This window comes from Pseudarthrobacter sp. NPDC058119, from assembly GCF_042884655.1.
In the GTDB taxonomy this organism is placed as follows: Bacteria; Actinomycetota; Actinomycetes; order Actinomycetales; family Micrococcaceae; genus Arthrobacter.
This window is the reverse complement of sequence record NZ_JBHVTN010000011.1, coordinates 27963-43191: the sequence shown is the minus strand read 5'-3', so window position 1 is coordinate 43191 and position 15229 is coordinate 27963. Positions and strand designations below refer to the sequence as shown.

Annotated in this window: 15 protein-coding genes; all 15 read left to right on the top strand. The window is 66.8% G+C overall.

Annotated features, from left to right (window positions below; all coding sequences use genetic code 11):
* The first annotated feature begins 6 nt into the window (after nt 1-6).
* The 15 genes from murF to ACFVTD_RS19525 all read left to right on the top strand — a co-directional run bounded on the left by murF (nt 7) and on the right by ACFVTD_RS19525 (nt 15202).
* Nucleotides 7-1455 carry a UDP-N-acetylmuramoyl-tripeptide--D-alanyl-D-alanine ligase gene (gene murF / locus ACFVTD_RS19595; RefSeq protein WP_387566350.1) on the top strand — a complete coding sequence of 483 codons (1449 nt, stop codon included), beginning with the start codon at nt 7-9 and terminating at the stop codon, nt 1453-1455.
* Nucleotides 1452-2561 (top strand): phospho-N-acetylmuramoyl-pentapeptide-transferase, encoded by a 1110-nt coding sequence (mraY, locus tag ACFVTD_RS19590; protein ID WP_387566347.1) that lies wholly within the window; start codon nt 1452-1454, stop codon nt 2559-2561. Before murF ends, mraY begins: the two co-directional genes overlap by 4 nt.
* Nucleotides 2543-4120 (top strand): UDP-N-acetylmuramoyl-L-alanine--D-glutamate ligase, encoded by a 1578-nt coding sequence (gene murD, locus ACFVTD_RS19585; RefSeq protein ID WP_387566345.1) that lies wholly within the window; start codon nt 2543-2545, stop codon nt 4118-4120. The genes mraY and murD overlap by 19 nt, the downstream gene beginning before the upstream one ends.
* A gap of 2 nt (nt 4121-4122) precedes the next feature.
* A complete protein-coding gene (gene ftsW / locus ACFVTD_RS19580; RefSeq protein ID WP_387566342.1) occupies nt 4123-5457 on the top strand; it encodes a putative lipid II flippase FtsW in 1335 nt (444 codons plus the stop codon).
* Nucleotides 5458-5463: 6 nt separating this feature from the next.
* Nucleotides 5464-6564, top strand: coding sequence for an undecaprenyldiphospho-muramoylpentapeptide beta-N-acetylglucosaminyltransferase (gene murG, locus ACFVTD_RS19575; RefSeq protein WP_387566339.1), 1101 nt, complete (start codon nt 5464-5466; stop codon nt 6562-6564).
* Nucleotides 6561-7937 (top strand): UDP-N-acetylmuramate--L-alanine ligase, encoded by a 1377-nt coding sequence (gene murC, locus ACFVTD_RS19570; protein ID WP_387566336.1) that lies wholly within the window; start codon nt 6561-6563, stop codon nt 7935-7937. The genes murG and murC overlap by 4 nt, the downstream gene beginning before the upstream one ends.
* Nucleotides 7930-8850, top strand: a complete 921-nt coding sequence (locus tag ACFVTD_RS19565; RefSeq protein WP_387566333.1) for a cell division protein FtsQ/DivIB — start codon at nt 7930-7932, stop codon at nt 8848-8850. The genes murC and ACFVTD_RS19565 overlap by 8 nt, the downstream gene beginning before the upstream one ends.
* A 184-nt stretch (nt 8851-9034) precedes the next feature.
* The gene (gene ftsZ, locus ACFVTD_RS19560; protein ID WP_387566330.1) at nt 9035-10288 is read left to right on the top strand and encodes a cell division protein FtsZ; all 1254 of its coding nucleotides are present in this window, start codon (nt 9035-9037) and stop codon (nt 10286-10288) included.
* A gap of 8 nt (nt 10289-10296) precedes the next feature.
* Nucleotides 10297-10986, top strand: coding sequence for a polyphenol oxidase family protein (locus ACFVTD_RS19555; RefSeq protein WP_387566327.1), 690 nt, complete (start codon nt 10297-10299; stop codon nt 10984-10986).
* Nucleotides 10979-11713 (top strand): YggS family pyridoxal phosphate-dependent enzyme, encoded by a 735-nt coding sequence (locus ACFVTD_RS19550; protein WP_387566324.1) that lies wholly within the window; start codon nt 10979-10981, stop codon nt 11711-11713. The genes ACFVTD_RS19555 and ACFVTD_RS19550 overlap by 8 nt, the downstream gene beginning before the upstream one ends.
* A 90-nt stretch (nt 11714-11803) precedes the next feature.
* Nucleotides 11804-12334, top strand: coding sequence for a cell division protein SepF (locus ACFVTD_RS19545; protein ID WP_141160844.1), 531 nt, complete (start codon nt 11804-11806; stop codon nt 12332-12334).
* A gap of 135 nt (nt 12335-12469) precedes the next feature.
* Nucleotides 12470-12757 (top strand): YggT family protein, encoded by a 288-nt coding sequence (locus tag ACFVTD_RS19540; protein ID WP_387566320.1) that lies wholly within the window; start codon nt 12470-12472, stop codon nt 12755-12757.
* A gap of 175 nt (nt 12758-12932) precedes the next feature.
* Nucleotides 12933-13616: a DivIVA domain-containing protein gene (locus ACFVTD_RS19535; protein ID WP_387566317.1), complete on the top strand. Its 684-nt coding sequence runs from the start codon at nt 12933-12935 to the stop codon at nt 13614-13616.
* 94 nt (nt 13617-13710) lie between these two features.
* Nucleotides 13711-14283: a signal peptidase II gene (gene lspA, locus ACFVTD_RS19530; protein WP_387566314.1), complete on the top strand. Its 573-nt coding sequence runs from the start codon at nt 13711-13713 to the stop codon at nt 14281-14283.
* Entirely contained in the window at nt 14276-15202 is a 927-nt protein-coding gene (locus ACFVTD_RS19525; protein ID WP_387566311.1) for an RluA family pseudouridine synthase, read from the top strand. Before lspA ends, ACFVTD_RS19525 begins: the two co-directional genes overlap by 8 nt.
* Nucleotides 15203-15229 lie beyond the last annotated feature (27 nt).

The window sequence follows — 15229 nt, the reverse complement described above, 5'->3', positions numbered from 1 at the left end:
ACCGAGATGATTGCATTTACTGCGGCGGAAATCGCCGAAATCACCAGCGGGCGCCTGGACGCCGATCCCGGAATCACGCCCCTCTCGGTGGTGACGGATTCACGCGAAGCCACCCAGGGTTCGCTGTACGTCGCGAAGCCGGGCGAGCATGCCGATGGCCACGATTTCATTGATGCGGCCTTTGCCGCCGGTGCGGTCCTGGCCCTGGTCGAGCGTCCCGTGTCCGGCCACCCATCCATCGTGGTGGCCGACGCCGTCCTGGCCATGGGCGCCCTCGCCGCCGAAGCAGTCCGCCGCATCCGCGCCGCCCGTGCGGAGGCCGGCAGCCGGCTGACGGTTGTTGGCATTACCGGTTCGGCCGGCAAGACCACCACCAAGGACCTGCTGGCCGGCATCCTGGCCACACAGGGCAACACCGTGGCACCCCAGGGTTCCTACAACGGCGAGGTGGGCGTCCCGCTCACGGTCTTCCGGGCGGGCACCGACACCCGGTACCTGGTCATCGAGATGGGTGCCACCGGCATCGGCCACATCCGCTACCTCGCGGAGATGGTCAAACCGGATATCGGCGTCGTCCTTGCCGTGGGCACCGCCCACGCCGGCGAGTTCGGCGGAGTGGAAAACATCGCGCTGGCCAAGGGCGAAATGGTGGAGGGACTCACGGCCGGGGGCACCGCGATCATCAACCTCGACGACGAACGCGTCGCAGCCATGCGCAGCCGCACCGGCGCCAAAGTCCTCGGCTTTTCCTCGGAAGGCCGCCAGGACGCACAGGTGCAGGCGCTGAACGCCGACACCAACGCCGAAGGCTGCCCCGAATTCGATCTCCAGCTGCCCGACGGCGCCGCGCCCCGGCATGTCAGCAGCAGGCTCATTGGAGCACACCACACGGGGAACCTGCTGGCAGCCGCAGCGGCCGCCTGGGCTGCGGGCGTCCCGGGGGACCACATCGCCGAGTCGCTGGGCAACCAGGCCGCCGCCAGCCGCTGGCGCATGGAGCGTACGGAGCGGCCGGACGGCGTGACCATCATCAACGATGCGTACAACGCCAACCCCGAATCCATGCGTGCAGCGTTGCGGACCCTGGCCGACCTGGGCCGCGGACGCCGCACCTGGGCCGTGCTTGGCGCCATGCTGGAACTGGGCGGGGACTCCATCCGCGAGCACACCGCCGTCGGCACCCAGGTGGTGCGGCTCAACATCTCCCGGCTGCTGGTGATCGGGCGCGAGGCCCGCGCCCTGTACGTTTCGGCAGTCAATGAGGGCTCCTGGGGCGACGAATGCCTTTTCGCGGAAACACTTGAGGAGGCCTACGACGTCCTTGCCGCAGAACTCCAGCCAGGCGACCTGGTGCTGTTCAAGTCCTCCAACAGCGTGGGACTGCGCCACTTGGGCGATCGGATAGCATTACCCCCAGCCCCGACCCCTGCCGACGAAAGGAGCACTCTGCTGTGATTGCTCTGCTGATCGGCGCAGGCCTTGCCCTGCTCTTTGCCCTGGTGGGCACCCCACTGTTCATCCGCTTGCTGGTGCGCCGTGGCTACGGCCAGTTCATCCGGGACGACGGCCCCACATCGCACCACACCAAGCGCGGAACGCCCACCATGGGCGGTACCGTGGTGGTGGCTGCGGTCCTGCTGAGCTACGGGCTCACCCACCTCATCATGCTTATGATGAACCCTGATTCCCCCGGGCCCTCGGCCTCGGCCCTCATCCTGCTGTTCCTCATGGTGGGCATGGGACTGGTGGGCTTCCTGGACGATTTCATCAAGATCTCCCGGCAACGGAGCCTTGGCCTGAACGCCAAGGCCAAGCTCATCCTCCAGGCAGCCGTCGGCATCATCTTCGCCATCCTGGCTTTGAACTTCCCCAACGACGCCGGGCTGACCCCCGCGTCGACAAAGATCTCCCTGGTCCGGGACGTGCCCTGGCTCGACCTCGCCTTTGGCGGTACCGTCCTGGGCGCTGTGCTCTTCGTCATCTGGTCCAACCTGATCGTCACCGCCGCCACCAACGGCGTCAACCTCACCGACGGACTGGACGGCCTCGCGGCCGGCGCCTCCATCATGGTGTTCGGGGCTTACACCCTCATGGGCATCTGGCAAAGCAACCAGGCCTGCGGTTCCCCCCGGGAAGCCGGCAGCGGCTGCTACCTGGTCAGGGACCCCCTGGACCTGGCCCTCCTGGCCGCCATCCTCAGCGCCGCACTGGTGGGCTTCCTCTGGTGGAACACTTCACCGGCAAAGATCTTCATGGGCGACACCGGCTCCCTGGCCATCGGCGGAGCCGTTGCCGGATTCGCCATCCTCTCCCGCACCGAACTGCTGCTGGGCATCGTGGGCGGCCTCTTCGTGCTCATCACGCTGTCCGTCATCATCCAGGTGGGCTACTTCAAGGCAACCGGCGGCAAACGCGTGTTCAAGATGGCGCCACTGCAGCACCACTTCGAACTCAAGGGCTGGGCCGAGGTGACCGTCGTGGTCAGGTTCTGGATTCTGGGCGGACTGTTCGTCGCCGCGGGCCTGGGCATCTTCTACGCTGAATGGGTTGTGCTGCTGTGACCGTTTCCCCCCGCCTGGCAAACCTCGTTTCCTGGGACTCCGACTGGGCCGGGCTGCGCGTGGCCGTGACGGGCATCGGCGTGTCCGGTTTTGCCGCCGCGGACACCCTGATCGAGCTCGGTGCCCGCGTGGTGGTGGTGGATGCCGCCACCAGCGACACAGCCCGCGCCCATGCCGACACCCTGAAGATCGTAGGTGCCGCCGATGTGCTGCTGGGCCCGGACGCGGTCGCCCACCTGCCGAAGATCGACGGCGAACTTCCGGAACTGATCGTCACCTCGCCCGGCTGGCGTCCGGACCAGGCCCTGCTGGCCGCAGCGGCACGGGCTCACATCCCGGTCTGGGGCGACGTCGAACTTGCCTGGCGGGTAAGGACCAGGGAAGGCCGGAAGACGGCTGACTGGCTGGCCATCACCGGCACCAACGGCAAGACCACCACCGTGGGCCTTACGGAATCGATGCTGCGGGCCGCGGGCCTGAAGGCCATCGCCGTCGGCAATGTGGGCACCCCCATCCTCGATGCCCTCCGTGACCCCGTGGAGTACGACGTCTTCGCCGTCGAACTTTCCAGCTTCCAGCTGCACTGGGCCGAATCGGTCTCGCCCGTGGCCAGCGTATGCCTCAACGTGGCCGAAGACCATGTCGACTGGCACGGCTCTTATGATTCCTACCTGGCGGACAAAGCAAAGGTCTACGAGCGGACCCAGAAAGCCTGCATCTACAACGCCGAGCAGGTGGAAACCGAGCGCATGGTGGAAAACGCCGACGTGGTGGAAGGCTGCCGCGCCGTTGCCTTCACCACCCTGACGCCGGCCATCAGCATGCTCGGCGTCGTGGAGGGGCTGCTGGTGGACCGGGCCTTCATCGAAGAACGCCGGGACAGCGCGGCGGAGCTTGCCTCGATGGCCGACCTCGGCCCGCTGGCCCCCCGGCATATGGTGGCCAACGCCCTTGCGGCTGCCGGCCTGGTGCGCGCTTATGGCGTGGACGCCAAGGCCGTCCGCCAGGGCATCCTCGACTACGTGCCCGGCGACCACCGCATCCAGCCCGTCGCCCGCAGGAACGGTGTCCTGTGGGTCAACGACTCCAAAGCCACCAACCCCCATGCAGCGTCGGCGTCCCTGTCGGCCTTCAGCAAGGTGGTCTGGATCGCCGGCGGACTGTCCAAGGGCGTCAGCTACGACGACCTGGTCCGTGACCACGCCGCACGGCTCAAGGCGGTTGTCCTGATCGGAACCGACACCTCGCACCTTCGGGAAGCCCTCCAGCGACACGCGCCGGATGTCCCGGTGATCGAACCGGGGGCAGGCGAAACTGAAGGAGTGGAGACTGCTTCGGCGCCCGGTGGCACCCCTGCCGGTACCCCCGGCACTGGAGAACAGGTGATGTCCTGGGCCGTTGCGTCAGCGGCCCGGCTCGCCGAATCCGGTGACACCGTGCTCATGGCTCCGGCAGCTGCTTCCATGGATCAGTTCTCTTCCTACGCTCACCGTGGTGGTACTTTCATCGACGCTGTCCGCGAGCTGGTGGAAGGGCAGGCCCAGACCGGCGAGGAGTAACAATGGTCAGCACGCCCACCCGGCAGCAGGGTGCCACGCCAAAGGGCGGCAAACCCCGGCCCGGCTCAACCGCCGTCCGGCAGCCCGCCGCGGCCGGCGCACAGCTGCGCTCCCTGTACCGCCGGTTCTGGTCTGCGCTGGAGGGCACCGGCAAGTCCAGAAACGGGTCCACCTACTACCTCATCCTCGGCGCCACCCTGGCCCTGACGGCCATTGGCATCATGATGGTCCTCTCTGCCTCGAGCGTTGAATCCATCGCCGCCGGAAAGTCTCCCTACGGTGACGCCCTGAAGCAAGGCGTCTTCGCCGCAATCGGCATCTTCACCATGTTCGTGCTCTCACGCATCAACGTCGTCTGGCTCAAGCGCCTCGCCTGGCCCGCCGTAGGCGTTGCCGTGCTCCTGCTGATCCTGGTCCAGGTCGTGGGTACCGAGATCAACGGCAACCGGAACTGGATCGACCTTGGCGGCATCACCTTCCAGCCTTCCGAGGCGGCCAAACTTGCCCTCGCCCTGTGGCTGGCGACCGTACTGGCAAGGAAAGGCAAGCTGCTGAACCGGTGGCAGCACGTACTGGTACCCGCCATACCCATGGCGGCCGTCGTCATTGTCCTGATCCTGGTGGGCAACGACCTTGGCACGGCCATGATCATCATGATGATCATGGCGGCGGCGCTGTTTTTTGCCGGCGTTCCGCTCTACCTGTTCGGGATTGCCGGCATTATCGCGGCCGCCGGCACCGCCGTCATGGCCGTCACCAGCTCCAACCGAATGTGCCGCATCACCTCCTGGTGGACGGGCCAGTCCTGCGCCGACGGCATTGACGCCAACTACCAGGCAACCAACGGCATGTACGGCCTTGCTTCCGGCGGCTGGCTGGGGGTGGGCCTGGGGCAGAGCCGGCAGAAGTACAGCTGGATCCCCGAAGCCCACAACGACTTCATCTTCGCCATCATCGGCGAGGAACTCGGCCTGGTGGGAACCGTCGTCGTCCTGGTGCTCTTCGCCATCCTTGGCGCTGCCATCTACCGTGTGGTGGTGGCACAGGAGGACATGTTCCACCGCGTCCTTGCCGGCACCATCATGGTCTGGCTGCTGGGCCAGGCCACGGTGAACATGTCGGTGGTCACCGGGCTGATGCCCGTCATCGGTGTTCCGCTGCCGTTTATTTCCTACGGCGGCTCGGCCCTGCTGATGTCATTGTGTGCCGTGGGCGTGGTCCTGTCCCTGGCCCGGGAGCAGATGGCTCCTGCCATGCGCCCCAAACGGATGTTGAAGTTCCAGCTGAAGCCGGGGCGGGACAAGAAACAGCCCAAGAATTCCAGAAAGCGTGCCTAACCCCTTATGACTCCGACACACCCTTCCATTGTCCTGGCAGGTGGCGGCACGGCCGGCCATATCAGCCCGCTGCTCGCCATTGCCGCGGCCCTCCGCAGCGAAGCCCCGGACGCCTCGATCCTGGCTGTCGGAACACCGTCGGGAATGGAAACCCGGCTGGTTCCCGCCGCCGGCGTCCAGCTGGCCACGATCGACCGTGTACCTTTCCCCCGTCGGCCCTCCGCGGACCTGCTCCGACTGCCGGGCCGGCTCGCCGGGGCAGTCCGGCAGGCCGGTGCCATCCTGGACCGGGCGCAGGCCGACGTCCTGGTGGGCGTCGGCGGCTACGTGTGCACCCCCCTGTACCTGGCAGCACGGAAACGCCGCATTCCCATCGTGATCCATGAAGCCAACGCCCGTCCGGGGCTGGCCAACCGGGTGGGGGCCTTCCTGAAGGGCCGGGTTGCCGTGGCCTTCGAGGGCACGCCGCTCCGCAACGCCGTTCACGTTGGGATGCCCATGCGCAAGGAAATTTCCGGATTGGACCGAAAAGCGGCGCGGACGGCGGCCCGCGAGGCCCTTGGGCTGGATCCCCAGCAACCGACGCTGATCGTGACGGGCGGATCGTCAGGAGCACAAAGCATCAACCGCGCCATTGCCGCCTCGGTCGCACTCCTCGCGGATGCCGGCATCCAGACCCTCCACGTCACCGGACGCGGAAAAACCGTCCTGGACCCCGCCGGCCAACCCTTGGCCGCGAAGGGCTACCGGCAGGTGGAATACATCGACGGCATGGAACTTGCCTATGCCGCGGCCGACCTCCTGCTGGCCCGGTCCGGCGCTGCCACGGTATGCGAAGTTGCCGCGGTGGGTGTCCCGGCAGTACTGGTGCCGCTTCCCATCGGAAACGGGGAACAGGCGCTGAACGCAGCGGGCCTCGTGGCCGCAGGCGGCGCACTGCTGGTGGCCGACCGGGACTTCACGCCGGAATGGGTCGGCCGGGAACTGGTCCCGCTGGTCACCGACAAGGCCCGGCTCGCCGCCATGGAAGCGAAGTCCTACCGGCTCGGTATCCGAAACGCCGACCAGCGCATGGCTGGTCTTGTCCTGGAAGCGGTATCTGCATGAACGCCCACACCACCCCCCAGCTCGCCTCCCTCGGCAGGGTGCACTTCATCGGCATCGGGGGAGTAGGAATGTCCGCCGTGGCCCGCATCATGCTGGCACGCGGCGTACCGGTCAGCGGCTCCGACGCAAAGGACCTCCCCGTGATGGCGGACCTGGCCGCGGCCGGTGCCCGCATCGCCGTCGGATACGCTGCCGGCAACCTGGGCGATGCACAGACCGTCGTGGCGGGTTCGGCCATCCGGGACGACAATCCGGAACTGGCGGCGGCGCGCCAGGCGGGCCTGCCGGTGCTGCACCGCTCCCAGGCCCTGGCAGCGACCATGGGTGATGACACCGTGGTCACGGTGGCGGGAACGCACGGCAAGTCCACCACCACCTCCATGGTCACAGTCCTGCTGCAGGCGGCGGGACTGGACCCGTCGTTCGCGGTGGGCGCCACTATTCCCGCGCTGGGCGTCAACGCCGCGCACGGCACCTCCGGCATCTTCGTCGCCGAGGCTGACGAATCCGACGGTTCCTTCCTGAACTACCGGCCCCGCATCGCCGTCGTCACCAATGTGGAGCCCGACCATCTTGACTACTACGGCACGGCTGAGGCGGTGTACGAGTCCTTCGACCGCTTCACTGCCCTGCTGCCCGCCGACGGCCTCCTGGTGGCCTGCGCGGACGACGCAGGCGCGCTGGCCCTCGCGGAACGGACCCGGGCGAGGGGCAACACCCGGGTGCTCCTGTACGGCACCAACGGTGCAGCGGACATCCGCCTTCACGACGACGGTCCCGGCCAGGTAGCGGTGGAGGCGGGCAGCACCCGGTACGGGTTGTCACTGCAGGTTCCCGGGCGCCACAACGCGCTGAACGCCGCGGCCGCGTTTGCCGTGGCATTGGAACTTGGCGTCGAACCGGCGGCAGCCGCCGCAGGCCTGGCGCACTTCGCGGGCGCATCACGCAGGTTCGAACTGAAGGGCTCGGCGCGGGGCGTCAGGGTCTTCGACGACTACGCCCACCATCCCACGGAGGTCAGGGCGGCCCTCACCGCTGCCCGTTCCGTAGCGGGCGGCCACCGGGTCCACGTCCTGTTCCAACCGCACCTGTTCTCCCGCACCCGGGAGTTCGCGGAGCAGTTCGCGGACGCCCTCAACCTTGCCGATACCGCGCTGGTCCTGGACATCTACCCCGCGCGGGAGGATCCCATTCCGGGCGTTACCAGCCAGCTCATCGCCGACCACCTCACCGAAGGCGGACGGCTCGCAGCGGCCGCCGACGCCGTCGACACCCTGGCCGATGCCGCCGAGGACGGCGATGTGGTGCTCACGGTCGGCGCGGGTGACGTCACGGCCTACGGCCCCCTGATCGTGGAGGCGCTGCGTGCCTAGCTCCCGCCGGCCCACCTACGCCCCGCCCAAACGGAATGGCCGTCCCGCCGATCCTGCCGTGGACAACGCCGAAACGGCGGCGCGGGGTGCCACATCACCGAAGGGCGCCGGTTCTGACGTCATCACGGCGTCCCGGAGCATCCCGGAGACGCCGCCGCCCAGGCAGCCGAAGGCGGAGAAGCCCTCCGGGGCAACGGTCCTGGCTTTTCCCGAGCCCAAAGGCCGGCGCCGCAGGAAGAAAGTCCTGTTCGCCGCCGGTACAGTACTTGCGCTGGTGGCGGGACTGCTGGCCGCTGCAATCTATTCGCCGGTCCTGGCCTTGCAGACCATCTCTGTCACGGGCACGCACTTCGTGACCCCCGCCCAGGTGCAGGCGGCGCTGGACCCACTGCGCGGCAAGCCGCTGCCCCAGATCAGTGACGACGACGTGCGGGGCCTCCTCGGGTCCCTGGTCCAGGTCAAATCCATATCAGTCGAGGCGCGGCCGCCGTCCACCCTCGCCGTGGCCGTGCACGAGCGCGTGCCGGTGGCCCTGGTCAAGCAGGGGGAGAAGTACCAGCTGGTGGACGTTGATGGCGTCCAGCTGGCTACCACGGATGATCCGTCGTCGGCATCGCTGCCGGTCATCGACGGCGGTGCCGGTGCGATCGGCCAGGACCTGTTCCGCGCCACCGCGGCAGTGCTTGGTGCGCTCCCGGCCGACATCCTGGCCAAGCTGTCCAACGCGTCCGCGCAGTCCGTGGATGCCGTGGAACTGAAGCTGGTTGACGGCCAAACGATCGTGTGGGGCAACGCCTCGGAGAAGGAGCTCAAAGCCAAGGTCCTGGCCGCCCTCCTCAAGGCTCCGGTGGACCCCAAGAACCCGGTCAGGGTCTACGATGTCAGTGTGCCCCGGCACCCCGTGACGCGCTGAGCGCTTTCTTTCCCGGTATTAATCCGACACGCGGACCCGGTTATTGAATGTCGGAACCAGAGGAAATACCGTCACAGACAAGAGTTACTTGACATAACTCTAACCTTCAACTTGAGGGTTAGGGTTGAGGGTTTTAAGCTCACCATCAGTTTTCGCAATAAGACACGAACAAGGGACACGTAACGTGGCAGCTCCGCAGAATTACTTGGCCGTCATCAAAGTCGTCGGCATCGGCGGCGGTGGCGTGAACGCAGTCAACCGCATGATCGAGGTCGGCCTCAGGGGTGTTGAATTCATCGCCATCAACACCGACGCCCAGGCCCTGCTCATGAGTGACGCCGACGTGAAGCTCGACGTCGGACGCGAACTGACCCGTGGCCTCGGTGCCGGTGCCAACCCCGAGGTGGGCAAGCAGGCGGCCGAGGATCATGCGGACGAGATCGAAGAGGTCCTCCGCGGCGCCGATATGGTGTTCGTTACCGCCGGCGAGGGCGGCGGCACGGGTACCGGCGGCGCGCCGGTCGTTGCCCGTATCGCCCGGTCGCTGGGCGCCCTGACCATTGGCGTGGTTACCCGCCCCTTCACCTTCGAAGGCCGCCGCCGTGCCGGGTCCGCCGAGGCAGGCATCGATGCCCTGCGCGACGAAGTGGACACGCTGATTGTGATCCCCAACGACCGCCTGCTGTCCATCAGCGACCGCAACGTGTCCGTCCTTGACGCGTTCCGCTCCGCAGACCAGGTCCTCCTCTCCGGTGTCCAGGGCATCACCGACCTCATCACCACCCCGGGCCTGATCAACCTTGACTTCGCCGACGTCAAGTCCGTCATGCAGGGCGCGGGCTCGGCCCTCATGGGCATCGGCTCCGCTCGGGGCGAAGACCGCGCCGTGAAGGCCGCGGAACTTGCCATCGCCTCACCGCTGCTGGAAGCGTCCATCGACGGCGCCCATGGCGTGCTCCTGTCCATCCAGGGTGGCTCGGACCTTGGCCTGTTCGAGATCAACGAAGCCGCGCGCCTGGTCCAGGAAGTTGCCCACCCCGAAGCGAACATCATCTTCGGTGCCGTGATCGATGACGCCCTCGGCGACGAGGCACGCGTCACTGTGATCGCTGCAGGCTTCGACGACGTCAAGGCAACTTCACCGTCCATGGACCAGTCCCAGCCGCAGTCCGCGCCGCAGCGGCCCGCCGCCCCTGCTGCTGCTCCCGCCTCGGCCCACTCGAACAACGGTAACCACCAGGGCAACGGAAACCACCAGCAGAACGTGCAGCCGATCCACGCGGGTGTGGGTGCAGCAGGACTCAGCAACTGGGGGCAGCAGCGCCCGCAGGCTGTTCCCGCTGACTCCGGCTTCGACGTCGACCTGCCCTCCGTTGTGGAGCCGGATCTGACCGGAACCCACCCGGACGATCTGGATGTTCCCGACTTCCTGAAGTAGGCAGCGGCTTGTTCCATTGGCGTGCCGACATCCTTCCCGGGGTGTCGGCCGCATTCACCGACGCAGGTGCGGGAAACCTTGCCCTGCACGTGGGGGATGATCCCTCCGCGGTCCGGGGGCGCCGGCTGCAACTGGAAGAGTCCATCAGCGCAGCGCCGGGCTCGCTGCGCTTCATGAACCAGGTCCACGGCAATACCGTGGCCATCATGGACGCCGGGTCGCCGGCGCCTGAAGCTGACGCCATGGTGTCCCGTGGCCTGCCCCTGGCTGTCATGGTGGCGGACTGCATTCCGGTGCTGCTGGCGGGGGAGTCCGGAGAAGGGCCCGTCCTTGCCGCCGTGCACGCCGGCCGCCCCGGGATCGCCAACGGTGTCCTCCCGGCCGCCGTGGACAGCATGAAGTCCCTGGGCGCCGACCGGATCCGGGCCTGGCTGGGTCCGTCGATCTGCGGGTCCTGCTACGAGGTCCCCGCCGCCCTGCGCGATGAGGTGTCGGCCCTGGTACCGGCAACGCAGAGCACCACCAGTTGGGGTACGCCGGCTCTGGACCTGCCCGCAGGTGCCCGGGCCCAGTTGGAGGCGGCAGGGGTGCGGGTGGAATATACCGGCGCATGCACACTGGAAACGGACTCGCTTTACTCGTACCGCCGGGACCGGAATACGGGCCGCTTCGCAGGATTGGTTTGGTGCCATGAGTGAGCGGCCGGAACCTGATTCCCGCAGCGCAGAGCTCGCCGAAAGGCTCGCCGTGGTGCGGAACCGGATCGCTGCAGCGGCCGGGGACGCGGGCCGAAGGGACAACCTTCCCTCGTTGATCGTGGTCACCAAGTTCCACCCCGCAGCCGATATTCGGCGCCTGGCCGCCCTGGGTGTCACGGATGTGGGCGAGAACCGGGACCAGGAAGCAGCCGCCAAGGCGCTGGAGCTCGCCGACCTTGACCTGACGTGGCACTTTGTCGGCCAGCTGCAGACAAAGAAGGCCAAGTCGGTGGCCCGCTACGCGGCCGCCGTCCATTCGGTGGACCGGCCGCAACTGGTGGACGCCCTGGCGAAGGCAGTAAAGAACGAGATGGACTCCAGCGGGCGTGCGCAGCTGCAGTGCTTCATCCAGGTCAACCTAGAGGACGACGGCGGCGCGCACCGCGGCGGGGCGGCACCCGCCGATGTGCCACTTCTGGCAGAGCGGATCGCCGGTGCCGACGGGCTCCGGCTGGCGGGCGTGATGGCCGTAGCTCCGCTGGGTGCGCCGCCAGGGCCGGCGTTCGAAAAACTGGCAGCCGTTTCCGCCCGCCTGGTTGCTGAGTACCCCGGTGCCGGCGGCATCTCGGCCGGCATGAGCCAGGACCTGGAGGATGCCATCAAGTTCGGGGCGACACACCTGCGAATCGGTTCCGATATTCTCGGTTCCCGTCCTGCCGTGGGGTAGCGTCGGTCCTATTGGAAGTGATGGGCGGGGGACTCCAGTGCTGTCAAATCATTGGGCGGCCCGCTTACGGGACACGATTAGGAGTCGACCATGGCCGGCGCTCTGCGCAAGACAATGATCTATCTTGGGCTCGCCGACGGCGATGAGCATTACGAGCCCGAGCAACAGACCACACGTAAGGATGAGGACGAACCGATGGAAGTCGACCGCGAGGAACGCCGTGCCCCGGCGCCGGTCCGCGAAGTCAGCCGCGAGGCGTCCTACGCCCCTGAAGAGGAATACCGCGCCCCTGTGACCCCCATAAAGCGTGCGGCGTCCAGCCGTGAAGAGAACACCGGCCTGCGCCAGATCACCACCATCCACCCCCGCTCCTACAACGATGCCAAGCTCATCGGCGAGAGCTTCCGGGACGGTATCCCGGTGATCATGAACGTCACCGACATGGGTGAAGCCGACGCCAAGCGCCTGGTGGACTTCTCGGCAGGGCTCGTCTTCGGCCTGCGGGGAAGCATCGAACGGGTCACCAACAAGGTGTTCCTGCTCTCACCGTCCTACGTCGAAGTGATCGGTGACGACAAGAAGGCCAGCGACACTCAGGCCAGCTTCTTCAACCAAAGCTGACAACCAAAGGCTGTTCACAGATGCCAGGCAGGGACACCTGTCTGGCATCTGTGCTGAAATAGACAAGACAACAGCAGTACTACAGCGGCCGCCGCCAGGGACGGGCCGCATGAATATGGAGATATGAAATAAGTCATGGGAATTGTTTTCGGACTTCTCTATCTCGCCCTGCTGCTGTTCTTCGTGGCCCTCATCATCCGCCTGGTCTTCGACTGGGTGCAGATGTTCGCCCGGGAGTGGCGCCCCCGGGGTGCCGCCCTGGTGGTGGCGCACGCCGTCTACTCCATCACGGACCCGCCGCTGAAGGGCCTGCGGCGGCTGATCCCGCCGCTCCGGCTAGGCGGTGTCTCCCTGGACCTGGGCTTCCTGATCCTGTTCATCGGCGTCAGCATCGCCATGAACGTCACCAGGGGACTGGCCTGATTTTTCCGCCAGGCCCGGCAATGCAGCCTGTTCCCTCCCGGAACAGCTACTGTAAAGCGAAGAAACCTCCCGTTTGACACCGCAGTGTTGAATTAGAGTAAGCAGACCAAATTTAGGTACCTTAGTTTTGACGGCCGGAAGGCCTACTGACTAACCAGACCAGTGAGGTGACCAGATGGCTTTGACGCCAGAAGACGTTGTCAACAAGCGCTTTCAGCCCACCAAGTTCCGCGAGGGCTATGACCAGGACGAAGTTGACGACTTCCTGGACGAAATCGTCGTCGAACTCCGCCGCCTGAACCAGGAAAACGACGAGCTCCGCAAGAAGCTCGCCGAAGCAGGTTCCAGCGTTCCGGCAAGCTCTGCCGCAGCTCCCGTGGTGGAGAAGGTCCCCGCGCCGGTCAAGGCCGACAAGGACGAGGCCCGCGAGAAGGCAGAGGCTGAGGCCAAGGCCGCCGAAGCCAACAAGAAGAAGGACGTCCAGCAGGCCGCCCCGGCTGCAGCCGCACCGGCCGCGCCCGCCGCTGCCACGCCTTCTGCTGAATCCGCCGCCGGCCTGCTGGCCATGGCACAGCAGATGCACGACCGCCACGTCGCCGACGGCCAGGCGCAGAAGGACAAGATCATCGCCGAAGCGCAGATCGAAGCCAGCAGCCTGGTCAACGACGCGCAGGAGAAGTCCCGCAAGATCCTCGGTGCCCTGGAACAGCAGCGCTCCGTCCTGGAACGCAAGGTGGAGCAGCTCCGCGGCTTCGAACGCGACTACCGTTCGCGCCTCAAGGCCTACATCGAGGGCCAACTCCGCGACCTGGATGCCCGCGGCTCTGTGGCGACCCCGGAAGTCAGCGAAGCCAACTAAGGCTGGCAGCACGTATTCTGAAAGCCGGTGGCTGAGGATTCCTCGGCCACCGGCTTTTGGCATTCAGATCCACGTTCCACGAATTGAAAGCACCATGACTGACGACCTTGCCGCTGACGCGGCACGCCCTGTCCCACCGTCGCCGCGCCGCCGCCGGGCGGTGCTGCTGTCCCTGTTCGCGGGGTTCGCGGTCTTCGCCTACGTCCTGGACCAGCTGACCAAGCTCTGGGTGACTTCCACCATGGTGGAAGGGGAGCGGATCCCCGTTCTGCCGCCGCTGCTGCACTGGTACTTCATCCGGAACTCCGGAGCTGCCTTCTCCATTGGCGAAAACGTCACCTGGGTGTTTTCGATCATCATGGCCGGTGTCGCCATCGCCATCCTTTTCCAGGTCCGCCGGCTGGGCTCCGCCTGGTGGTCCCTGGCCCTGGGCCTGCTGCTGGGCGGAGCCCTGGGCAACCTGACCGACCGGCTGTTCCGTGAACCGTCCTTCGGCATGGGACACGTGGTGGACTTCATCCAGCTCCCCAACTTCGCGATCTTCAACATCGCCGACTCCGCCGTCGTGTCCGCCGTCGCCATCATCTGCATCCTGACCATCCGCGGGATCGCCCTGGATGGCACCCGGCTGGGGAGCGCACACAAGGACACGGCCGCCCATGACTGAACACGTCGTTATCCCGGAAGAGTACGGCGGCACACGAGCCGATGCCGGCCTCGCAGGCATCCTGGGCGTCTCCCGGTCCGTCGCCGCCTCACTGCTCGCTGAGGGCCACGTGCTCAACCGGGGCAAGGCGCTGGGCAAGTCGGCAAAACTTGTCACCGGGGACACCCTCGAGGTCACCGTCCCGGAACGGCGGGACCCGCTTGAAGTCGTGGAGGAAGCCGTGGAAGGCCTGAATATCCTGCTCGACGACGACGATTTTGTCGTCGTCGACAAACCCGTTGGCGTGGCAGCCCATCCCTCGCCGGGCTGGGTCGGACCCACCGTGGTGGGCGGCCTTGCGGCCGCCGGGTACCGGATCTCCACCTCGGGTGCCCCTGAGCGGGCGGGAATCGTCCACCGGCTCGACGTCGGCACCTCCGGGGTGATGGTGGTGGCCAAATCCGAGCGCGCCTACACGGCCCTCAAGCGCGCCTTCAAGGAACGCACCGTGGATAAGGTGTACCACGCTGTGGTGCAGGGCCTGCCCGACCCCCTGACAGGAACCATCGACGCCCCCATCGGCCGCCACCCCGGCCACGACTGGCGTTTCGCCGTCATCGAGGACGGGCGCCCCTCCGTGACCCATTACGAAGTCCTGGAGGCGTTCGGCAAGGCCAGCCTGGTGGAGGTCCACCTCGAAACGGGCCGTACGCACCAGATCCGTGTCCACTTCTCTGCTCTCCGGCACCCCTGCGCGGGTGACCTGACCTACGGCGCCGATCCCCGCCTGGCAGCCACCCTGGGACTCACCCGGCAGTGGTTGCACGCCCGTCAACTGGCCTTCGACCACCCTGTGACGGGGGAACGGGTTACGGTCAGCAGCGAGTACCCCCAGGACCTGGCCTACGCACTGGAGCTGCTGGAGTCCGGCCAGGCCTGACACGGCCGGCCTGGCCGGACCGCCCGG

Bases quoted from the DNA above. Each gene is read 5' to 3' on its own strand.
- ACFVTD_RS19540 (WP_387566320.1), top strand. From the start codon at position 12,470: ATGGGAATTGTTTTCGGACTTCTCTATCTCGCCCTGCTGCTGTTCTTC.
- murD (WP_387566345.1), top strand. From the start codon at position 2,543: ATGGGTTGTGCTGCTGTGACCGTTTCCCCCCGCCTGGCAAACCTCGTT.
- murC (WP_387566336.1), top strand. From the start codon at position 6,561: ATGAACGCCCACACCACCCCCCAGCTCGCCTCCCTCGGCAGGGTGCAC.
- ACFVTD_RS19535 (WP_387566317.1), top strand. From the start codon at position 12,933: ATGGCTTTGACGCCAGAAGACGTTGTCAACAAGCGCTTTCAGCCCACC.
- ACFVTD_RS19550 (WP_387566324.1), top strand. From the start codon at position 10,979: ATGAGTGAGCGGCCGGAACCTGATTCCCGCAGCGCAGAGCTCGCCGAA.
- murG (WP_387566339.1), top strand. From the start codon at position 5,464: ATGACTCCGACACACCCTTCCATTGTCCTGGCAGGTGGCGGCACGGCC.
- murF (WP_387566350.1), top strand. From the start codon at position 7: ATGATTGCATTTACTGCGGCGGAAATCGCCGAAATCACCAGCGGGCGC.
- lspA (WP_387566314.1), top strand. From the start codon at position 13,711: ATGACTGACGACCTTGCCGCTGACGCGGCACGCCCTGTCCCACCGTCG.
- ftsW (WP_387566342.1), top strand. From the start codon at position 4,123: ATGGTCAGCACGCCCACCCGGCAGCAGGGTGCCACGCCAAAGGGCGGC.
- ACFVTD_RS19525 (WP_387566311.1), top strand. From the start codon at position 14,276: ATGACTGAACACGTCGTTATCCCGGAAGAGTACGGCGGCACACGAGCC.
- ACFVTD_RS19545 (WP_141160844.1), top strand. From the start codon at position 11,804: ATGGCCGGCGCTCTGCGCAAGACAATGATCTATCTTGGGCTCGCCGAC.